Genomic DNA, 17000 nt, shown 5'->3' on the forward strand with positions numbered 1-17000 from the left:
GGCTGGCGATGTCCCCGACCGCGACGCTTGCTGTCGGCGTCAGAGCCCCTACCGCCGACATCTATGCGCCGCAATGGCGAAACGTCATTTTCGTTGCGCCATTCTTGTTCTTCTTCACCACGCTGCTGCTCTTCCCGCTGCTCTGGGGGATGTGGCTGAGTTTCCACAAGGCCGACACGTTCTCGTCCGGAAATTTTGTCGGTCTCGGCAATTACGCCAGGCTGTATCACGACAAGGTCTTCCTGCAATCGATCTGGAACACCTTCTATTTCGTGCTTCTGACGGTGCCGACGCTGGCGCTGATCGGCCTTTTCCTGGCGCTTTGCCTCAACCGCCGCACGCGCACTGCCGCGGTTTTGCGGACGCTGTTCTTTTCCTCGTCGGTGCTGTCGGTCACCATCGTCACGCTGATCTGGCGCATCGTCTTCATTCCGAATGTCGGCCTGTTGTCGACGATCTACGGATGGTTCGGCGCAACGGCTCCGGCCTTCATTTCCGATCCCAGCCTGGCGATGGTCGGCATCGCCATTGCCACCATCTGGTGGTGCATCGGCCTGCCGATGATGCTCTTTCTCTCAGCACTCCAGCAGATCCCGCAGGACATTTACGAGGCGGCAGCGCTGGACAATGCCAATCGCTGGCAGACGCTACGGTCGATCACGCTGCCGTCGATCAAGCGAACCTTCATCCTGGTGATCATCATCCAGATCGTGCTGCAATTCCAGCTGTTCGGCCAGGCCTGGCTGATGACGCGCGGCGGTCCGAACAATCTGACCAAGCCGATCGTGCTCTATATCTACGATACCGCATTCCGACGCTGGGATCTCGGCCTGGGCGCCGCTGCATCGGAAATCCTGTTCATCCTCATCCTGGTCGCGGCCATGGCCCAGTACCTGGTGACACGCAGCAGGGGAGACCAGGCATGAGCGCCACAGCAGCTTCCATCAAGGGCCGGGCATTTGGCGACCATTTGTTATTGGCCCTGGTCATCCTGCTTTCGATCGTCATGATCGCGCCGGTTCTGTGGGTCATCGGCCTGTCACTCAAGGACAATACGGAGCTGATGGCCGATCCGAATTCGGTGTTTCACGCACCCTATACGCTGAAGAACTACATCAACACCGTCGGCACCTCGTCCGTGTTCATCTGGGTGCGCAACAGCATCATCGTCTCGGGCGGATTGACGCTCGGCACGTTGATCCTGTCGTCGCTCGCCGGCTACGGTTTTGCACGGCTGAATTTCCCCGGCCGAGACGTGCTGTTCGTGATCGTGCTGTTCGGCCTGGCGGTCCCGGAACAGGCCGTGCTTGTCGCCCGTCACCAGATTTTCAGCATGCTGAAGTTCCACAACACCTATCAAGGGCTCATTCTGCCGGGCCTTTCAGCTCCGTTCGGTGTCTTCCTGATGACCCAGTATTTCAAGGCCATCCCGAAGGAGCTGGACGAAGCCGCCATGCTCGATAACGCCGGCCGGCTCAGAATTTTCTGGAAGGTGCTTCTGCCGCTCACGCTTCCTGCGCAGGCGACGCTCGGCATCTTCACCTTTCTCGGCGCCTGGAACGACTACTTCTGGCCGCTGATTTCGGCGACGAAGAAGGACATGTTCACGCTGACGGTCGGCATGGCCTCGACCCAGACCAACTTCGCCCAGTCCGAAGGCATCGGCTTCCTGATGGCGCAGGCGGTGTTCGCCGGTGCCCCGATCCTGATCGTCTACCTGTTCTTCCAGAAATACATCGTCACGGCGGTCTCCGGCGCTGCGGTGAGATAACGAAGATTGCCTGACGGCCGGGGGAATGCGCAGCGATTGAAGCACGAAAGCCAATCCAGGGTGGAGCGGCGGAAACTCAGTAGGAGGAACTGATATGAAACTGAAGAAAATACTGTTTGCCGCAGTCTCTGCGGGCGCAATGATGCTCGCAAGTCCAAGCTTCGCGGCCACGGAGCTGAGCGTGCAGCGCTTTTTCGGCGCCTGCGATGCCGATTTCGGCACCAACACCGATGCCACCAAGGCCGTTGGCGAATGCGGCATCATCACCTCGCTAATCAACAAGTTCAACGCCGACAATCCCGATGTCCACGTCAACGTCACCACCGTGGAATGGCCCGGCTATGATCAACTGACCGCGCAGTTCGCTTCAGGCGACGCTCCGGACATCGTCACGATCCATGAATCCGTACTGTCGGATTATCAGTCGAAGGGCCTGTTGATGCCGCTCGACGATCTCTTGAAGTCGGTCGGCGTGACACCCGACGCCTTCACCGACGCGGCACGCAATGGCGCCACCAAAGACGGCAAGGTCTATGGCCTGCCGATCGACAGCTGGACGATGCTCTATCACGTCAACATGGATCTTTTCAAACAAGCCGGCCTCGTCAATGCCGACGGCACGCCGATTTTTCCAAAGTCGCCCGAGGAACTGCTCGCCCAGGCCGAACAGTTCAAGCAGAAGACGGGCAAGCCTTATTTCGTCCAGAACCTGACCAATGAGACTGCACTCTACACACGCAACCTCTACACCTATCTTTTCCAGCAGGATTCCGATTTCTTCGCCGATCCGAAGCATGTGAAGTTGAATACGCCGGAAGCCAAGAAGGTCGTCGAGATGTACAAGGCGATCTTCGAGAAGGGCTACACCACCAAGGATCTCGATTATGGCGGCTCGATCAACGCCTTCCTTGCCGGCGAGGGTGGCGTCCACCTTAACGGCACCTGGGTGGTCGGCGATTACAACGCCCAGTCCGAGACCAAGGGTACGGCGCTCAACAAGGGCGGCTATGCGGTCTATCCGTATCCGCAGCTGTTTGGCGGCGCCCACGCCCAATATGCCGACGGCCACACCTGGGCCGTTTCGCAGAAAGACCGCACGCCTGAACAGATCGCGGCCATCGGTAAATTCCTGAAGTTCTTCGCCGACAACGACTTCGAATGGTCACGCACCGGTCACCTGCCGGCCTATAAGGCCGTCATCACCTCGGACGTCTTCAAGGCCCTGCCGCATCGCAACACGATCTCTGCGGTCGCTGATCTCGGCAAGCCGCTGCCGTCCGCCGTACAGCGTCAGTTTGCGATCCAGGACATTATCGGCGAAGAGATGAGTGCAGCAATCAGTGGCCAGAAGGACGTCGACACCGCCCTTGCCGACATGGAAAGCCGCGTCAACGAATTGCTCGCCAACATCTGACCACCGGTTTCGAAAGGCCCTCCCAAGGCTCCCGCGGCTGGAAACGGCCGCGGGTTTTTGGTGAGGCAGTGATTATTGTCCTCGAATTGCGAGACTTGCCGGTGGCAACCGGCTCAAGCACGCCAACCACGGCGCCGCAACCTCGGCAGCAGCCGACGCAAGCCCTGGCCGGAGGATTCGGTTAGAACGCCGCGGCCATGGGCATTGCGACCTTGTTGGGGATCTGGATGTCGATCTCCAATCTCGACGTCGTTTCGCCGTGATCCATGCTCACCTGCAGGAAATCCTGGTCGACCTGAACATGCCGGGCGATCACCGCCATGATCTCCTCGCGCAACACCGAGACGAGATCGGGCTGGTTGCGGCTTCGACGCTCGTAAGCCAACAGCAGTTGCAAGCGCTCGCGCGCCACCGGCGCGCTGCCGCGGCGCTTGAAGATATCGAGCAGGTTCATGCTGCCCTCCTTCCCAACAGCCGGTCGAGGAGGCCCCTCCGCTCGAAAGGCAGAATGACCGGCAGGTCCTCGCCCTCGAGTCTTCTTGCCGCGTCGATATAGGCGCGTGCGGCGGGGTTAGTGTTTTCGCTGAGCGTAACCGGCGCGCCCACATTGGATGCGCGCAGCACGTCCTGGCTCTCGGGAATTATTCCCAGCAAGGGCGTCGACAGGATCTCGAGCACGTCATCGATGCTCAGCATCTCGCCGCGGGCAGCGCGCGCAGCATCGTAGCGCGTGACGAGGACGTGTTTGACAATCGATTCACCTTGCTCGGCTTTCATCGTTCTAGAGTCGAGCAGGCCGATGATGCGATCGGAATCGCGGACCGAGCTCACTTCCGGGTTGGTGACGATTACCGCCTCGTCGGCAAAGCGCATGGCAAGTTGCGCGCCCCGCTCTATGCCGGCTGGGCTGTCGCAGAAGACGTAGTCGAAAACCGATCGCAGCTTGTCGATGACATCGGCGACGCCTTCCTCGGTGAGAGCATCCTTGTCGCGCGTTTGCGAGGCCGGCAGCAGGAACAGCGTTTCGAGTCGCTTGTCACGGATCAGCGCCTGCGAAAGCTTGGCGGTTCCCTGAATGACGTTGACGATATCGAAAACAACGCGCCGCTCGGCACCCATGATCAGATCGAGGTTGCGCAGGCCGACGTCGAAATCGACGAGAGCCACCCGCTTGCCGGTTTTCGCGACCGCGGCGCCGAGAGCGGCCGTCGAGGTCGTCTTGCCGACACCCCCTTTGCCGGATGTGACAACCACTACCTTGCCCATATTTGTGCCTCCAATGTTGTTAGTTGAGCGGTGCGACGCAAAGTGCGCCGTCCTCGAGAAAGGCCTGTACCGGCCTTCCTCGCGAGGAGGCGTCCATCTCCTCGGCAGTGCGGTACCAGCCGTCCACCGCCAGAAGTTCGGCTTCGTTTTTCCGGCAAAAGATGCGAGCCGCGGAATTTCCCGTGGCGCCGGCGAACGCACGTCCACGCAGCGTGCCGTAGACGTGGATCGATCCTCCGGCGACGATCTCGGATCCGGAACTGACGGAGCCGACAATGACCACATCGCCATCGGGGTGAAAGATCGACTGGCCGGAGCGGATCGGTGCCTTGATCATCAATGAGTTCGGCGCCTGCGGTTCTTCCGTCTTGGCCTCAGCGGCGGCCTTCGGGTCCGGCTGCACGTAAAGCGCATCAGCGGTGGCCTCCTTGGCGCCAACGAGGAGCGGCGGCAGATCGGCACCGAGAGCAACATTGCCATCGGCCTCGATCGCGTAAATGCGAATCCCGCGCTCCGCGAGTTGTAAGACCAGATCCCGCATCTCGCCCACCTCGGGCTTGAGTATATTCAGATCGAGCACGACCGGGCGGCCGGCAAAGAAGCCGGGAGAGTTTTCGGTCCAGTGATCGAGGCTTTGCAGCCATTCCCCTAGCGGAGCCTCAGGGGTGAGGGTGAAGGATACAAACGAGCGCGCTCGAAAGCGTATGGACTTGTTTTGGATGGGAGCGACGCAGGTCACAGAGGCGAGTCCTTACTGATTGGTTAAGGCTAGCCCGGCATGGTTAACGAAAAGTTAATGGCGGCTTCCCGAGGCGTTGGCGGAGGCATTCTTTTTGCCTCCGATCGTCCCGCCGGCGCCCTGCTTCCGATGCACGACGAGGTCCTCCTCGCGGCTGCCTGGAGGCGCCTCCAGTTCACGAGGTCGGCCGACCGGTATATTGTTGTCGGAATGCCGGGCCTATTAAGGAGTTATCGATTTGACAAGCGTTGCTAAGGGGCCTGTCGCGGATCGCGGTCGCGCTACCTATGACCTTGGCGCGACCGCCATCTTTGCTTCCAAATCAGACCCGCGCTTTCACTATTGCCTGTATGTGCCTCCCGCGGTTGGGGAAGGGGCCAAAGTCGATCTGATGGTCGCTGTCCATGGCACCGGCCGCACCTCTTTTCTTGGATTCCGCGACGCGTTTTCCGAGTTCGGACGCTGGAACGGCTGCGCCGTTTTGTGTCCGCTGTTTCCAATCGGCGTTCTCGGGGATGATGCCCGCAGCGGATACAAATATTTGCTCGAGGGCAACATACGCTACGATCAGGTGCTGCTCGCCATGGTTGAGGAGGTCAGCGCCAAATACAGTCAGGATTGGAGCGGCTTTGCCATGTTCGGATTTTCCGGCGGCGGGCATTTCACGCATCGTTTTGCTATCCTGCATCCCGACAGGCTCTGGGCGGCCTCAATCGGCGCGCCAGGCTCGGTGACCTTGCTCGATCCGACGCGTGACTGGTGGGTGGGCATTCGCGATCTGCCCGAGAAGTTCGGCATCACCTTCGATGCCGCAGCGCTGGCAAAAGTGCCTTTCCAGATGATCGTCGGCGACGCTGACCTGGAGACTTGGGAAATCACTCATGTCCAAGGCAGCATCCATTGGATGCCGGGCGCCAACGATGCGGGGCGAACACGGCCGGAACGCCTCATGGCATTGTGTCGATCGTTCGAGGAGGCGGCGGCGCGCGTGCGCTTCGATTTGCTGCCAGGCATATCTCATGAACGGGACGCGGTTCTCGATTCGGTCAAGGATTTCCTCGCCCAACAACTCAAGGAACGAGGGAATGCCTCACGATGAATTCGTTGCGCCCCAGCCCGTGAAGAGATTATCGCAATCAAAGCCCGACCACGTCGACCGCATCCAACCGCGATCTACTGGCAGTGCGTAACGACTAGAGCACCGCTTCGTATTGATCGCCAATCTTGTCGACTGTGAAATCCGCCGCCCTGTTTTTCAGCACGGCAGCAGGGGTGGGGTGGTCCAGCATCTCGGCCATCGCCTTCGCCAGGGCCGCGGCGTCACCGACCGGCACCAAGGTGCCGAAGCGGCCGTCACCGAGTATTTCGCGCGGGCCATGCGGAGCATCGGTGGAGATTACGGGGACACCGGCGGCCATGGCCTCGACCAAGACGTTGCCAAAGCCTTCGCTCGTGGATGTAAGGACGAACAGATCGGCTGCGGCGTAACAGGCTGCGGGATCGTTGACGTAGCCGGCAAAGAGTACGTCCTGGCCAATGCCGGTCTCTTCGGCATAGGCGTGCAATTCGGCAGCCAGCGGACCTTCGCCGAAGATAACAAGCCGGGCGGGGCGGCCGGCGCGCAAGGCAGCGAAGGCCCGCAGCAAAGTCCGGTGGTCCTTGACCGGCACCAGGCGCCCGGCGGTGGCAATGACCGGCGCATCGCCCATCGCCGCCAACGCTGCCTGCCAGGCATAGGAAGTCCCCGGCGGTGCTTCAGCCGGCGGCAGCGGGTTATTGATCACGACGACCTTCGATTCGGGGATGCCACGGGCGATGATGTCACGGCCGACACCTGCGGAAACGGCGATGGCTTTGGTTGCGCGCGCTGCAACCAGCGCGGAAAGCCAGATCGCCAGCCTCGCGCCGAGGCCGCTGGCAGGCAGCGATGCGGCGGCATGGAAGCTTGGAAAGAATTTTGCCCGGCTTCTGGCCAACATGAGTGACAGCGCCATCACCAGATTGGCGAATTCCGGGGCGCTATAGACCGCATCAGGATCAAGGCGGCGGAACAAATTTGCGCTTCGCACGATGCCTTTCAGCGTCGCCGACTTGGCGTAACCCTCGCCGCGCAAGAGAAGGCCGAAGTCGACCAGATGCACGGCAGCGGAACGCAGCGCGGCGTTAGGACCTTCCGCGTTCCAGGTAAAAAGCGTGACCTCGTGGCCACGCGACGCCAGTTCATTTGCCATCAGGACGAAAACACGTTCGGCGCCGCCGCCCCTCAGGCTGGCGATGTGGAAAACGATGCGCTTCGCCATGCCTTGCTTCAGGCTCGGCTGGCGGCAAGGCCTGATCGGTTCGGCGGCCGGCGCATGTCGCGGATGATGCCCATGCCGATGGCCAGCAGCATCCCCAGGGCAAAGCCTGCGAACGCTCCGGCGCCTGCTACCAGGGCAGTGCGCGGGGGCCATGAGCGCGCGGGCGGGGGCACCGCGGTCGAAATCACCTGTACGTTTGTGGTGTCGATCTGCTCGCGCTCGCTGATTTGGCGCGCACGTGACAGGAAGCTCTCATAGACCGCTCTCTTGGACGCGGCATCGCGTTCAAGTTCACGCAGGGCGACTTCGGATTCGCTGTCGGTGAATACATTGCCCTTCAGATCGTTCATCCTGGCGTTGAGAGAAGCCAACGAGGCCCGGGCCTTGTCCAGGCTGGCCTTTGCCGTGCCGACGGTGCGGGAGAACTCGGCCCGGAGTTGCGAGTTGACGGTCTCGAGTTCCGTCCTGAGCCTGACAATCGTCGGGTGGCGCGGACCGAAGGTCATCGACTGTGAGTCGATCTGCTGCCGCAGGCTGTTTGACCTGTCGCGCAGCGCAGCGAGCGCTTCCGAAACCGTGGGGTCGGGATTGGCCCCGTTGATACCGGAGGCAACCAGGGCGTCGTAGCTTGCCTGCGCGGCGATGACACGCGATTGCGCATCGACGATTTCGCCATTGAGCTGCGTCAGCGTCTGCGAACTGACGAGCTGGCCATTGCTGGACGACAGGTTGTGGCTGCGCCTGTAGCTCTCGACCTTCTCTTCGGCTGCCTGCACGTCGCTCTTGAGTTGGCCAAGCCGGCTGTCAAGGGCAGCCGCGGCACGGCTGGCGCCGGCAGCTTCGGCCTTAGCCAGTTCTTCCTGGAAGTTTTTGACTATGGCCTGCGAGATCAGGATCGCCTTGGCGGTGGTTTCCGCAGATACCGAGAGGGTTGTGACAAACGAGGTCGGATCCGCGATGGCGTCTACCCGGTCCGCCAGGTTCTTCAAGGCGATGAGCCTCGGGTCGGGCTTCGCCACAGCGCCGGACGAGGATGTGCTCCGGTCCGGATCGAAAAACTCCGGATCGTGAGTCAGGTTCAGTTCGTCCACCACACGGGAAAGCACGTTGCCCGAGGTCAGGATGCGCTGCTTGCTGCGCGTGCTGAGCAGCTGGCTATCGACCTGGCCCGGTTGCGAGTAGAGGTCGTTTTCCACAACCTGCAAATTGGATGGGTTGATGAGGACCTCGGTCGTGACGGTGTAACGCTGCTTGCTCAGCAGTGCATAGGCGCCGCCGACAATGCCGCCGACTACCGCCAGCATGAAGGCCAGGGCGAGGCCGGCCCGCAGCCAGACGAACAGGCGCCGAAAATCGAGCTCAAGGAAATCGCCGATCTTGTCCAGGGTCACCGTTGCGACAGGCTCTGGAGGTTGCGGCGTCACCGGCGCGGAGCTTAGCCCCGCGACTGGGCCATGCTGTTGCAGCAATGCCCTGCGCCGTGCATTGGCGATACGCTCGAATGCACTGTTATTGGAAGCCGTCGCGGAGATAGGGGGTGTGCCGGAACCGGCAGACATGGTGACAACCCTTGTTAAATCATTACGCTTGGCCTGCTCTACAGAAACATCGTTAACATCTTATTTTCCAAGTTGGCCCATTTTACCGCTCACGCTGTCCGTCCGGCGGACGTTGAAGGGGTCTCGTTGCCCGGAATGCTGTTTGAATACCTTCACCTGGATGGGCCATGAGCTATCCCGCTGCCGCATCGGAACGATTGTTGCCCAGTCGAGCGCGCCGTGAGAACGCGCTGTCGCTGCTGTTTTTCCTATGCGCCGCCTTCGCGCTCCTGCTTCGCTTTACGGTGTCGCCGCAGGTGATGAACATGGTCGTCGACTATACGGCCCAGGGGGGCTCGTTCTACGAGAAGCTGCATTTCGGCACCTATGCGATCTTCCTGGTCCTTGCCGTCGTTCTTTTCAGCCGACCGTTTCTGCTGCAGGGCGACGAAATTGGGATATTCAAAGCGTTGATTCGCTTTTCGGTGCTGATGTTCGCGCTGGTGCCCTATCTGTTCGTCACCGGCCGTGCGGGCTCCTCCGGGTTCATCATCGATTCTTATCTGGTGGCCGGCGCCGCAGGCCTGTTGATGCTGGCCTTGAACGCGGAAGTGCGGCGGGCGTTGGGCGACGTCGTGCTTGGAATGGTGATCCTCAGCGCTGTGCTCGGCACGATCGAAGCGGTGACTCAACATCGATTTATGCCTTACGGTCTCAACGAACTGCAGTTCAGGCCAATTGGCCTATCGGCGCACCCGCTGGCGCTAGGCGCGCTCTGCGCCACAGCCATCGGATTCGTGCCGCTGACGCGCTGGCGCATATGGGTGCGGGTGGCATCGATTCTCGTGTTGCTCGTCGGTTGTGCTGCGTCAGGCGCCCGCGCCGCCCTGATGCTCGCTGCGGGAGAAACCCTCATTCTGCTGCTGTTCGTGCCTTGGCCGCGCCTGACTCTCAAGCACCAGCGGCAGGCCAAGTCCGTGGTGCTGCTGTTCGCCCTGGTGAGCGGCGCAGTGCTGGTGGCCATACTATTCTCGGGCGGGCTGCTGAATCGATTCGGCAACACGATCTTTGACGAGAATTTCATGGCGCGGGTGACGATCTACCAGATATTCGGACTTGTTAGCTGGAAAGACATCCTGTTTGGCATGAACGTCGACGACCTCCTGGCGATCGTCAAAGAGAAGCTGCATCTGCCCTATATCGAGAGCGCTCCGGTGGTCATCACCATGCTCTTCGGCTTGCCGATAGCCGTGCTCTTCATAGTGCTGGTATTCTGGTTCATTTTTCGGCTGCTGCGCGCGGCGCCGCTGCCGGCATGGATCGGCACCATGACATTCCTGCTTGCTGCGCTGTCAAACAACGCGCTCTCGTCAAAAGCGCCGGATATTACGACTATCGTGGTGTTGCTGCTTGCTTATAGAAACGTGCCGTATAGAGACCAGCCGAAGAGCACGTCTTCGACCGCTGTCGCATCCGAGCCGAAACTGGATCGGCTTGGATAAGCGCAGGCTCCAGACGCATCAGCCGGCGCTATCCACAACCTCGACATTGCCTGCGCGATTGAGCGTGTGGATGCCCGCCCGCGCCCATGCCGGTCCTGGGCCGATCGGGTGGGGCGGCGCAAACAGGACATCGAAGTCGTCAAGGCGATCCAACCGCATCAACCCCAGGCCGCCGCCATAGGCTCTAGACCCGTTTTGCACGGGCAGCAGCAAAGCGTCGCCCTGGCGGATGAAAGCGCCGCCCGGCCGAGTGGCCGAGTGATCGACGGCGATGGGATTGAGCGCATGCGCGACCCAAGGCCCACGCAGCGCAGGGGCGGAGTAGACCGCCATCGTGTCGGACGCGCTACCGTGACCGAACCGCTCAGTCCCCAACAGCCAGAAGCGGCCGTCGGATTCGAGCAGCGTGGCGTCGTTGAAGTCCCTGTCCGTCATCAGCACGGTGTCGCGTACCCAGCGATCCGGAAACTGCACGGCACGGTAGAGCACCAGTTCTCGCGCCGTAGCGCTTTCAGGGATCATGAAAATCTCGCCGGAGTGAGCGAACACCTGCGGATATGACAGGTGATGCGCTTCCTCCAGCACCACTTTCGGCACGCCGAAAGTGCCATCGGTGCCAAGTTCAGCGACAGAAATCACCCCGCGGCCGGTGGAGTAGGGAAACTCCTCGACAAACAGAAAATGACAGCCGTCGCGCTCGAGAACGAACGGATCGGCGTAGAAGCGCTGCCCGTCATCGGCAAGCACGGTGAAGGGCTTACCATCCAGCTGTCCGGTTTCGGCGACGCCTGGACCGTCGATCAGCCGATAAGCAACCTGCCAATAGAAGGGGCGCCGACCACGTCGCAGTTTTTGCACGGCGCGGTCGACTAACCCCCTGCCGAAAAAGGGCAGATAGTGCCCGATAAATCCGCCTTTCTGCAGGGGCGGCGCCGGGCTCTCGGCAATCGGCGCAAGTTTGCCCGCGGAAAAGCGGGCGACACATTGGGCAATCAGGGAGATGGCGCCGGCGAGCAGGTCGTTGCTGGTTCGGGACAGCCACAACCGGTCGCTGATCATCGGCCGCGCCCTGGCGACGGCAACGCCGTCGAGGCGCGCGGTGAGTTCGGGCAGCCGCCCGCTCGCCAGCATCTCGGTCATGCCTGCGGCAAAGCTGCTTTGGCCGCAAAATTCGAGCGTCAGGACAGGCGTGCCGCGTCGTGCGGCGGTAGCCGTGAGATCGACTATAAGATCGACTGGGCCGGTGTCGCCGGACGGCAACGGCCGGGAACGGCTTGCCAGTGAGGGGCCGAAGCGCCGGCCCTCGAGCGCCAGCACATTATCCATCGTGCGCGCATTGGGTTCAGGCGTCGGCGCGCGGCAACTCGAAACCGCATGTCCAGCCGCACTCAACCGCGCCAGAAGCTCATTTTCCCAGCGCCGGGATGTGTCGGCGTGGCCGATGATTAAAATATTAGTCAATCCAATATATTCTTTTTCAAGACTACTGCCATAGACTACTTGTCAGCCCAACCTTTCACAAGAGTTAAACCGGGAGAACGCGGCCTTGGTTGTTAATCATATATTAAGAATTGAGATCACGAAGGCGCTTTCCGGCGCTATTATGACTCTTGCGGGCAATAGTCGGCATGTCCCGAAGGCTGCAGGCGACCAGGATCAGCGATGAACGTCCTTTCACGTCCAAAACTGCCATCCAGGCAGAAACTGTTGATCGTGTTCGGCACTAGGCCGGAGGCACTCAAATGCTTTCCAGTGGCGCGTGCCGCCCTCGCTCATCCAGGCTTCATCACCGAAATATGCATAACCGCCCAGCATCGTGAAATGGTCGACCAGGTTGTCGAGCTGACCGGCTTGCCTGTGCACCACGATCTCAACATCATGCAACCCGGCCAGTCGCTGTTCGATGTGACCTCGCGCGTGCTCCTGGGCATGGCCGAGGTGCTGGACAAGGCGAAGCCCGATATCGTCATGGTACAGGGCGACACCACCACGGCAATGGCCGCAGCTCTGGCTGCCTTCTACAAGCGTATCCCCGTCGCTCATGTCGAAGCAGGATTGCGCAGCCACAACATCAACTCGCCGTTTCCTGAAGAACTGAACCGCAAGATTGCCGGCGACATCGCCACCTGGCATTTTGCGCCGACCGTTCAAGCGCGCGACAATCTCATCGCCGAAGGAAAGGCCGAAAGCACCATCTTCGTGACCGGCAACACGGTGATCGACACGCTGTTGCATTTTTCAAGCGCGATCGATGCCGACAGGCTGATGAACGCGAAGCTCGCTGCCAGCTTCCCCTTCCTCGACCCTTCCAAGAAGATGATCCTCGTCACCGGACATCGCCGCGAGAATTTCGACGGCGGCATCCAGCGCATCTGTACGGCGTTGAAGGGATTGGCGGCGCGCGGAGACGTGCAGATCGTCTACCCTGTCCATCCAAACCCCAATGTGCGCTCGGTGGTCAACGCAGAGCTGGAAGGCGTGCCGAACATCCATCTGGTCGAGCCGCAGGACTATCTGCCGTTCCTGTACCTGCAGAAGCAGAGCTATCTGGTGCTTACCGATAGCGGCGGCGTGCAGGAAGAAGCGCCTTCGCTCGGCAAGCCGGTACTGGTGATGCGCGAAAATACCGAGCGACCCGAGGGGATCGTGGCCGGCACCGCCCGCCTTGTCGGCACCGATGTCGAGAAAATCCTGTTCAACGCCAATCGCCTGCTCGACGATCAGGCTGCCTATCGCGGCATGGCGGAACGACACAACCCATATGGCGATGGCCGGGCCAGTAACCGGATTGTTGAGGAACTGCTGCATCATGGCTGAAATCAAAACCGTTTCCGTAATCGGCATGGGATATATCGGCCTGCCGACCTGCGCCATTTTCGCCAGCCGCGGGCTCAACGTCATTGGCGTCGATGTCAACGGAGCGGTGGTCGAGAAGGTCAATCGCGGCGAAATCCACATCGTCGAGCCGGACCTTGACGGTCTGATCCAGAAGGTCGTGGCGAACGGCAAGCTCATGGCCTACAGCACGCCGCAGCCGGCGGACGCCTATATCATCGCCGTGCCGACCCCGATGACCCACGATCATAAGCCGGACGTGACCTACGTGCTCGCGGCGGCACGAAGCATCGCCCCCGTGCTGAAGCGGGGAGACCTTGTGGTATTGGAATCGACATCGCCGGTTGGAACCACGCGTATCATGACCGGGCTGCTTGCCGAGTTGCGGCCTGATCTCAAATTTCCTGTCCAGCATGGCGAAGACGCCGATGTGCTGGTCGCCTATTCGCCCGAGCGTGTGCTGCCGGGAAAGGTGCTGACCGAGCTGATCAACAACGATCGCTCGATCGGCGGATTGTCCCGCAAATCGTCGGAGCGGACCGCGGCACTCTATTCGACCTTCGTCACCGGCGACCTGTTCATGACAACGGCCGAAAGTGCTGAGCTGGTGAAACTGACGGAGAACGCGTTCCGCGACGTCAACATCGCCTTTGCCAACGAGCTTGCCGCCGTGTGTCAGGATCTGTCGCTCAATGTATGGGAAGTGATCGATCTCGCCAATCGACACCCTCGCGTGAACATCCTCCAGCCGAGCCCGGGCGTCGGCGGTCACTGCATTGCGGTCGATCCATATTTTATCATCGACGCCGCACCCAACAGCACGCGGCTGATGGCTTCGGCACGCCGGATCAATTCCGAACGGCCCATGTCGGTGGTCAGGGATATCGAGGCCTTGCTCGACCCCTCACGCAAACAGACGATCGCCTGTCTTGGCCTCAGCTTCAAAGCCAACATCGACGATTTGCGCGAGAGCCCGGCCGTCGAGGTGGTGAAACTTCTGTCCGATATCCCCAATGTGAAGATCATTGCGGCTGAACCCAACACAAATGCGCTGCCGCATGAGCTCGAAGGCAGGGGCATCGTGTTCACCGACGCACTTTCGGCCATCGACAAGTCCGATATCGTCGTCCTCCTGGTCGACCATCGGCAGTTCAATCTGGTCGATCCCGAAGCGCTCAAGGACAAGAAGCTCGTCGATACGAGGGGTCTGTGGACGTGGCGCAAGGCACGCAAGCCCGACGCCCGCATCGAAGGCAAGAAACCAGAGGTCGCACAAGTGACGCTTGCAAGGGAGCAGGCCGCATGAACGCGCACGCCCCGGCATGGGCGCAGCATTCCCTGTTGGCATCACGGCGCCGGGAGTTCCTTGGCGCACCGATCCATGCGCTGACCATGGCCGAGACACTGGCCATCGCCGACGAGGCGATGACCCTGGGGCGGCCGCTGCATCATGTGGTCGTGAACGTCGCCAAGCTGGTTACCATGCGCCAGAATGCCGAGCTGCGCGAGGACGTGGCCGGGGCGGACGTGGTCAATGTCGACGGCATCGGCGTGCTTTGGGGTGCACGTCTGTGCGGCGTCGCGCTGCCCGAGCGGGTGGCGGGCGTCGACATCATGATCAATCTGCTGAGCCTCTGCGCGAAGCGTGGATTCAGGCCGTATCTGCTGGGGGCCGAACAGCACGTTCTCGACGCGGTTGTAGCGAGACTTGCCAAGGACCATCCGAGCCTGGTCATAGCGGGGATGCGCAACGGTTATTTCAAGCCGGAGGACGAGGCTGGGATCGTCGCGGCGATCAACGCCTCGGGCGCCGACTGCCTGCTGGTGGCCATGCCGACACCGCGCAAGGAACGCTTTCTCAAACGCTACCGCGATGAACTCGCCTCAAGCTTCGTGATGGGCGTGGGCGGCAGTTTCGACGTCTATGGGGGCAAGGTTGCCCGCGCGCCGAAGCTGATACAGGCGGCCGGCCTGGAGTGGCTGTTCCGCGTCGTCCAGGAGCCGCGACGCTTGTGGCGCCGCTACTACGACACCAACACTGCCTATGCGGGACTGCTGTGCCGGGAGTTCTGGGAGCGTCGCTGGCGCCGAAGCGCCGGTTTATAGTTTCGCGTTCCCCCACAAAACAGGCGTTGACCCTGGACTTCGCTTTACGCGATCCGCAGCCGCGCCCGCAGCTGCGCGACGAATTGCGTCGCTGCCACAGGGTGGAACAACGAGGTCAGCCCGAAGAAAACCGCAGCACCGGCAGTGCCGCCGGCGATAAGCGAGAAGATCGCCGGCACGTCGCCGGCAACCATGCTGGCAAGTTTGGCGGCCACCCCTGTGCTGAGCGAGATGACTACCGAAACACCGATGTCGCGCCACGGCACCGGCACCGGCGTGAGCCGCTCGCTGATGATAATGCAGGTTATGGAGCCCACCACCGAGCCCCCCGCCAGCGCCAAAGCAGCGCCGATCTCTGCCATCGGAGGGATCAACAGCAGAGACAATGCGATTGTTGCCACAGAGCCGAAGAGATTGGCGATGATCAGCAGCCACGGCCGCTTGTGCGCGTGCACCACGACGCCATAGACGAAGCTGGTGAGGTTGGCGCACAGCACGCTGAAGGCAATGATCGGAAACAGCAGGCCGAAGCGGCCGTGATATTGCGAGGGCAGCATGAGCTCGGTGATATCGCTGCTGAGCGCGACCAGCATCGCTGCAATCGGCAGGCAAAGCCGCATCATCAAGGCCATTAACTGCGACAGCAACCGACCCGATGCCGCGGGCCCATCCTCGTCGAACCGGCTAACCACCTCGGGAAAGGCGCCCATGTTGATGGCGTTGGCGACCATATCGATCGGCTGGCGGGCCAGCGCATAGGCTGCCGCGAAGATCGCCACGGCGCTGGCATCGTAATAGAACTTGAGGAAAAGACGCTCCGCGCTGTTGAGCCCGAAGCCAACCAGCGCCATGATGATCAGCGGCACACCGAGCGCAAAGAAGTCCCTGTGGGTGAAGCGCGGCGGACCGGCAACGAGCCGTCGCGATGCCATGATGCCCGCCACGATGCCGGCAATCAAGGCGCCGAAACTCGAGCCGAGCGATACCGTCAGAAAGCTATCCTGGAAGATAAGGATGGCGCCGATCGGCAGTGCGAGTTGCAGCAGGGCACGCAGGGCTTCGAGCATCGAATAGACCGAATGGCGCTGCTGCATCTGCAGCACCGTCAACGCGAAGCGGCTGATGGACCCGGCGACCAGATAGCCGCAGACTGCGATCGCGAACTCGACCCAGCGTTCAGGCACGATCACCGCCGACGCGCCTATCGATATGACCAGCGCCAGTGCCGTGGTGGCAAGCAACACCTGCCCGGCCAGCATCAGGCTGCCGCGGCTGACTTCGCCCTTGCCGCCAAGCCTGAGCAAGGCGATGCGCAGCCAGTTGGTGACGGCAATGTCGGTCATTTCGCCGACGGTCACCACCAGGGTGAGCAGGCCATACTCGGTCTGGTCGATCAAACGCGTCACGACGACCAGCAGGAGCAGCGCCGAAATTCGCGTCAGCAGGATCGCCGGAGCATAAATGAGCGTGGAACGGAGCAGCAAGGGCGTGTCCCTGGAAAACTCACCTTCGACTAGCCGCCGACTGGC

At 61.2% G+C, this 17000-nt stretch carries 15 protein-coding genes; 8 read left to right on the top strand and 7 right to left on the bottom strand.

Features of this window, described 5'->3' with window-relative positions; all coding sequences use genetic code 11:
- The first annotated feature begins 8 nt into the window (after nt 1–8).
- The 3 genes from NKH16_RS22855 to NKH16_RS22865 all read left to right on the top strand — a co-directional run bounded on the left by NKH16_RS22855 (nt 9) and on the right by NKH16_RS22865 (nt 3185).
- On the top strand, nt 9–926 hold the full coding sequence (locus NKH16_RS22855) for a carbohydrate ABC transporter permease (protein WP_051406145.1): 918 nt from the start codon (nt 9–11) through the stop codon (nt 924–926).
- On the top strand, nt 923–1771 hold the full coding sequence (locus NKH16_RS22860; RefSeq protein WP_352746162.1) for a carbohydrate ABC transporter permease: 849 nt from the start codon (nt 923–925) through the stop codon (nt 1769–1771). Before NKH16_RS22855 ends, NKH16_RS22860 begins: the two co-directional genes overlap by 4 nt.
- A 94-nt stretch (nt 1772–1865) precedes the next feature.
- Nucleotides 1866–3185: an ABC transporter substrate-binding protein gene (locus tag NKH16_RS22865; protein WP_352746159.1), complete on the top strand. Its 1320-nt coding sequence runs from the start codon at nt 1866–1868 to the stop codon at nt 3183–3185.
- Nucleotides 3186–3366: 181 nt separating this feature from the next.
- On the opposite strand, the gene minE is transcribed toward NKH16_RS22865, so the two are convergent.
- From minE to minC, 3 genes are read right to left on the bottom strand one after another with little or no spacing between them, the layout of a single operon-like run.
- Nucleotides 3367–3639 carry a cell division topological specificity factor MinE gene (gene minE, locus NKH16_RS22870; RefSeq protein WP_023677151.1) on the bottom strand — a complete coding sequence of 91 codons (273 nt, stop codon included), beginning with the start codon at nt 3637–3639 and terminating at the stop codon, nt 3367–3369.
- Nucleotides 3636–4451: a septum site-determining protein MinD gene (gene minD / locus NKH16_RS22875; protein ID WP_023677152.1), complete on the bottom strand. Its 816-nt coding sequence runs from the start codon at nt 4449–4451 to the stop codon at nt 3636–3638. The genes minE and minD overlap by 4 nt, the downstream gene beginning before the upstream one ends.
- Before the next feature lie 19 nt (nt 4452–4470).
- A complete protein-coding gene (gene minC, locus NKH16_RS22880; protein ID WP_352746156.1) occupies nt 4471–5190 on the bottom strand; it encodes a septum site-determining protein MinC in 720 nt (239 codons plus the stop codon).
- Nucleotides 5191–5428: 238 nt separating this feature from the next.
- Here minC and NKH16_RS22885 point away from each other — a divergent pair, with 238 nt between their 5' ends.
- Entirely contained in the window at nt 5429–6289 is an 861-nt protein-coding gene (locus tag NKH16_RS22885) for an alpha/beta hydrolase (RefSeq protein ID WP_352746155.1), read from the top strand.
- Between the two features lie 94 nt (nt 6290–6383).
- Here NKH16_RS22885 and NKH16_RS22890 read toward each other — a convergent pair whose 3' ends face one another.
- Nucleotides 6384–7490, bottom strand: a complete 1107-nt coding sequence (locus NKH16_RS22890; RefSeq protein WP_352746152.1) for a glycosyltransferase — start codon at nt 7488–7490, stop codon at nt 6384–6386.
- An 8-nt stretch (nt 7491–7498) separates the two neighbouring features.
- Complete coding sequence (locus NKH16_RS22895) at nt 7499–9049, bottom strand: GumC family protein (protein WP_352746150.1); 1551 nt, start codon at nt 9047–9049, stop codon at nt 7499–7501.
- A 167-nt stretch (nt 9050–9216) separates the two neighbouring features.
- Between NKH16_RS22895 and NKH16_RS22900 the strand changes: the two genes are divergently transcribed.
- Nucleotides 9217–10530: a VpsF family polysaccharide biosynthesis protein gene (locus NKH16_RS22900; RefSeq protein ID WP_352746149.1), complete on the top strand. Its 1314-nt coding sequence runs from the start codon at nt 9217–9219 to the stop codon at nt 10528–10530.
- A gap of 18 nt (nt 10531–10548) precedes the next feature.
- Here NKH16_RS22900 and NKH16_RS22905 read toward each other — a convergent pair whose 3' ends face one another.
- Entirely contained in the window at nt 10549–11991 is a 1443-nt protein-coding gene (locus NKH16_RS22905; protein ID WP_352746146.1) for a glucosamine inositolphosphorylceramide transferase family protein, read from the bottom strand.
- 201 nt (nt 11992–12192) lie between these two features.
- On the opposite strand from NKH16_RS22905, the gene wecB reads away from it, so the two are divergent.
- The 3 genes from wecB to NKH16_RS22920 are packed head-to-tail and all read left to right on the top strand — an operon-like array spanning nt 12193 to nt 15471.
- The gene (gene wecB / locus NKH16_RS22910; RefSeq protein WP_352541699.1) at nt 12193–13347 is read left to right on the top strand and encodes a non-hydrolyzing UDP-N-acetylglucosamine 2-epimerase; all 1155 of its coding nucleotides are present in this window, start codon (nt 12193–12195) and stop codon (nt 13345–13347) included.
- On the top strand, nt 13340–14671 hold the full coding sequence (wecC, locus tag NKH16_RS22915) for a UDP-N-acetyl-D-mannosamine dehydrogenase (protein WP_352541698.1): 1332 nt from the start codon (nt 13340–13342) through the stop codon (nt 14669–14671). The genes wecB and wecC overlap by 8 nt, the downstream gene beginning before the upstream one ends.
- Nucleotides 14668–15471 (top strand): WecB/TagA/CpsF family glycosyltransferase, encoded by an 804-nt coding sequence (locus NKH16_RS22920; RefSeq protein WP_352746144.1) that lies wholly within the window; start codon nt 14668–14670, stop codon nt 15469–15471. Before wecC ends, NKH16_RS22920 begins: the two co-directional genes overlap by 4 nt.
- A 44-nt stretch (nt 15472–15515) precedes the next feature.
- On the opposite strand, the gene NKH16_RS22925 is transcribed toward NKH16_RS22920, so the two are convergent.
- Nucleotides 15516–16955, bottom strand: a complete 1440-nt coding sequence (locus NKH16_RS22925; protein WP_352901887.1) for a lipopolysaccharide biosynthesis protein — start codon at nt 16953–16955, stop codon at nt 15516–15518.
- Nucleotides 16956–17000 lie beyond the last annotated feature (45 nt).

Source organism: Mesorhizobium sp. M1307 (genome assembly GCF_040318155.1).
In the GTDB taxonomy this organism is placed as follows: Bacteria; Pseudomonadota; Alphaproteobacteria; order Rhizobiales; family Rhizobiaceae; genus Mesorhizobium.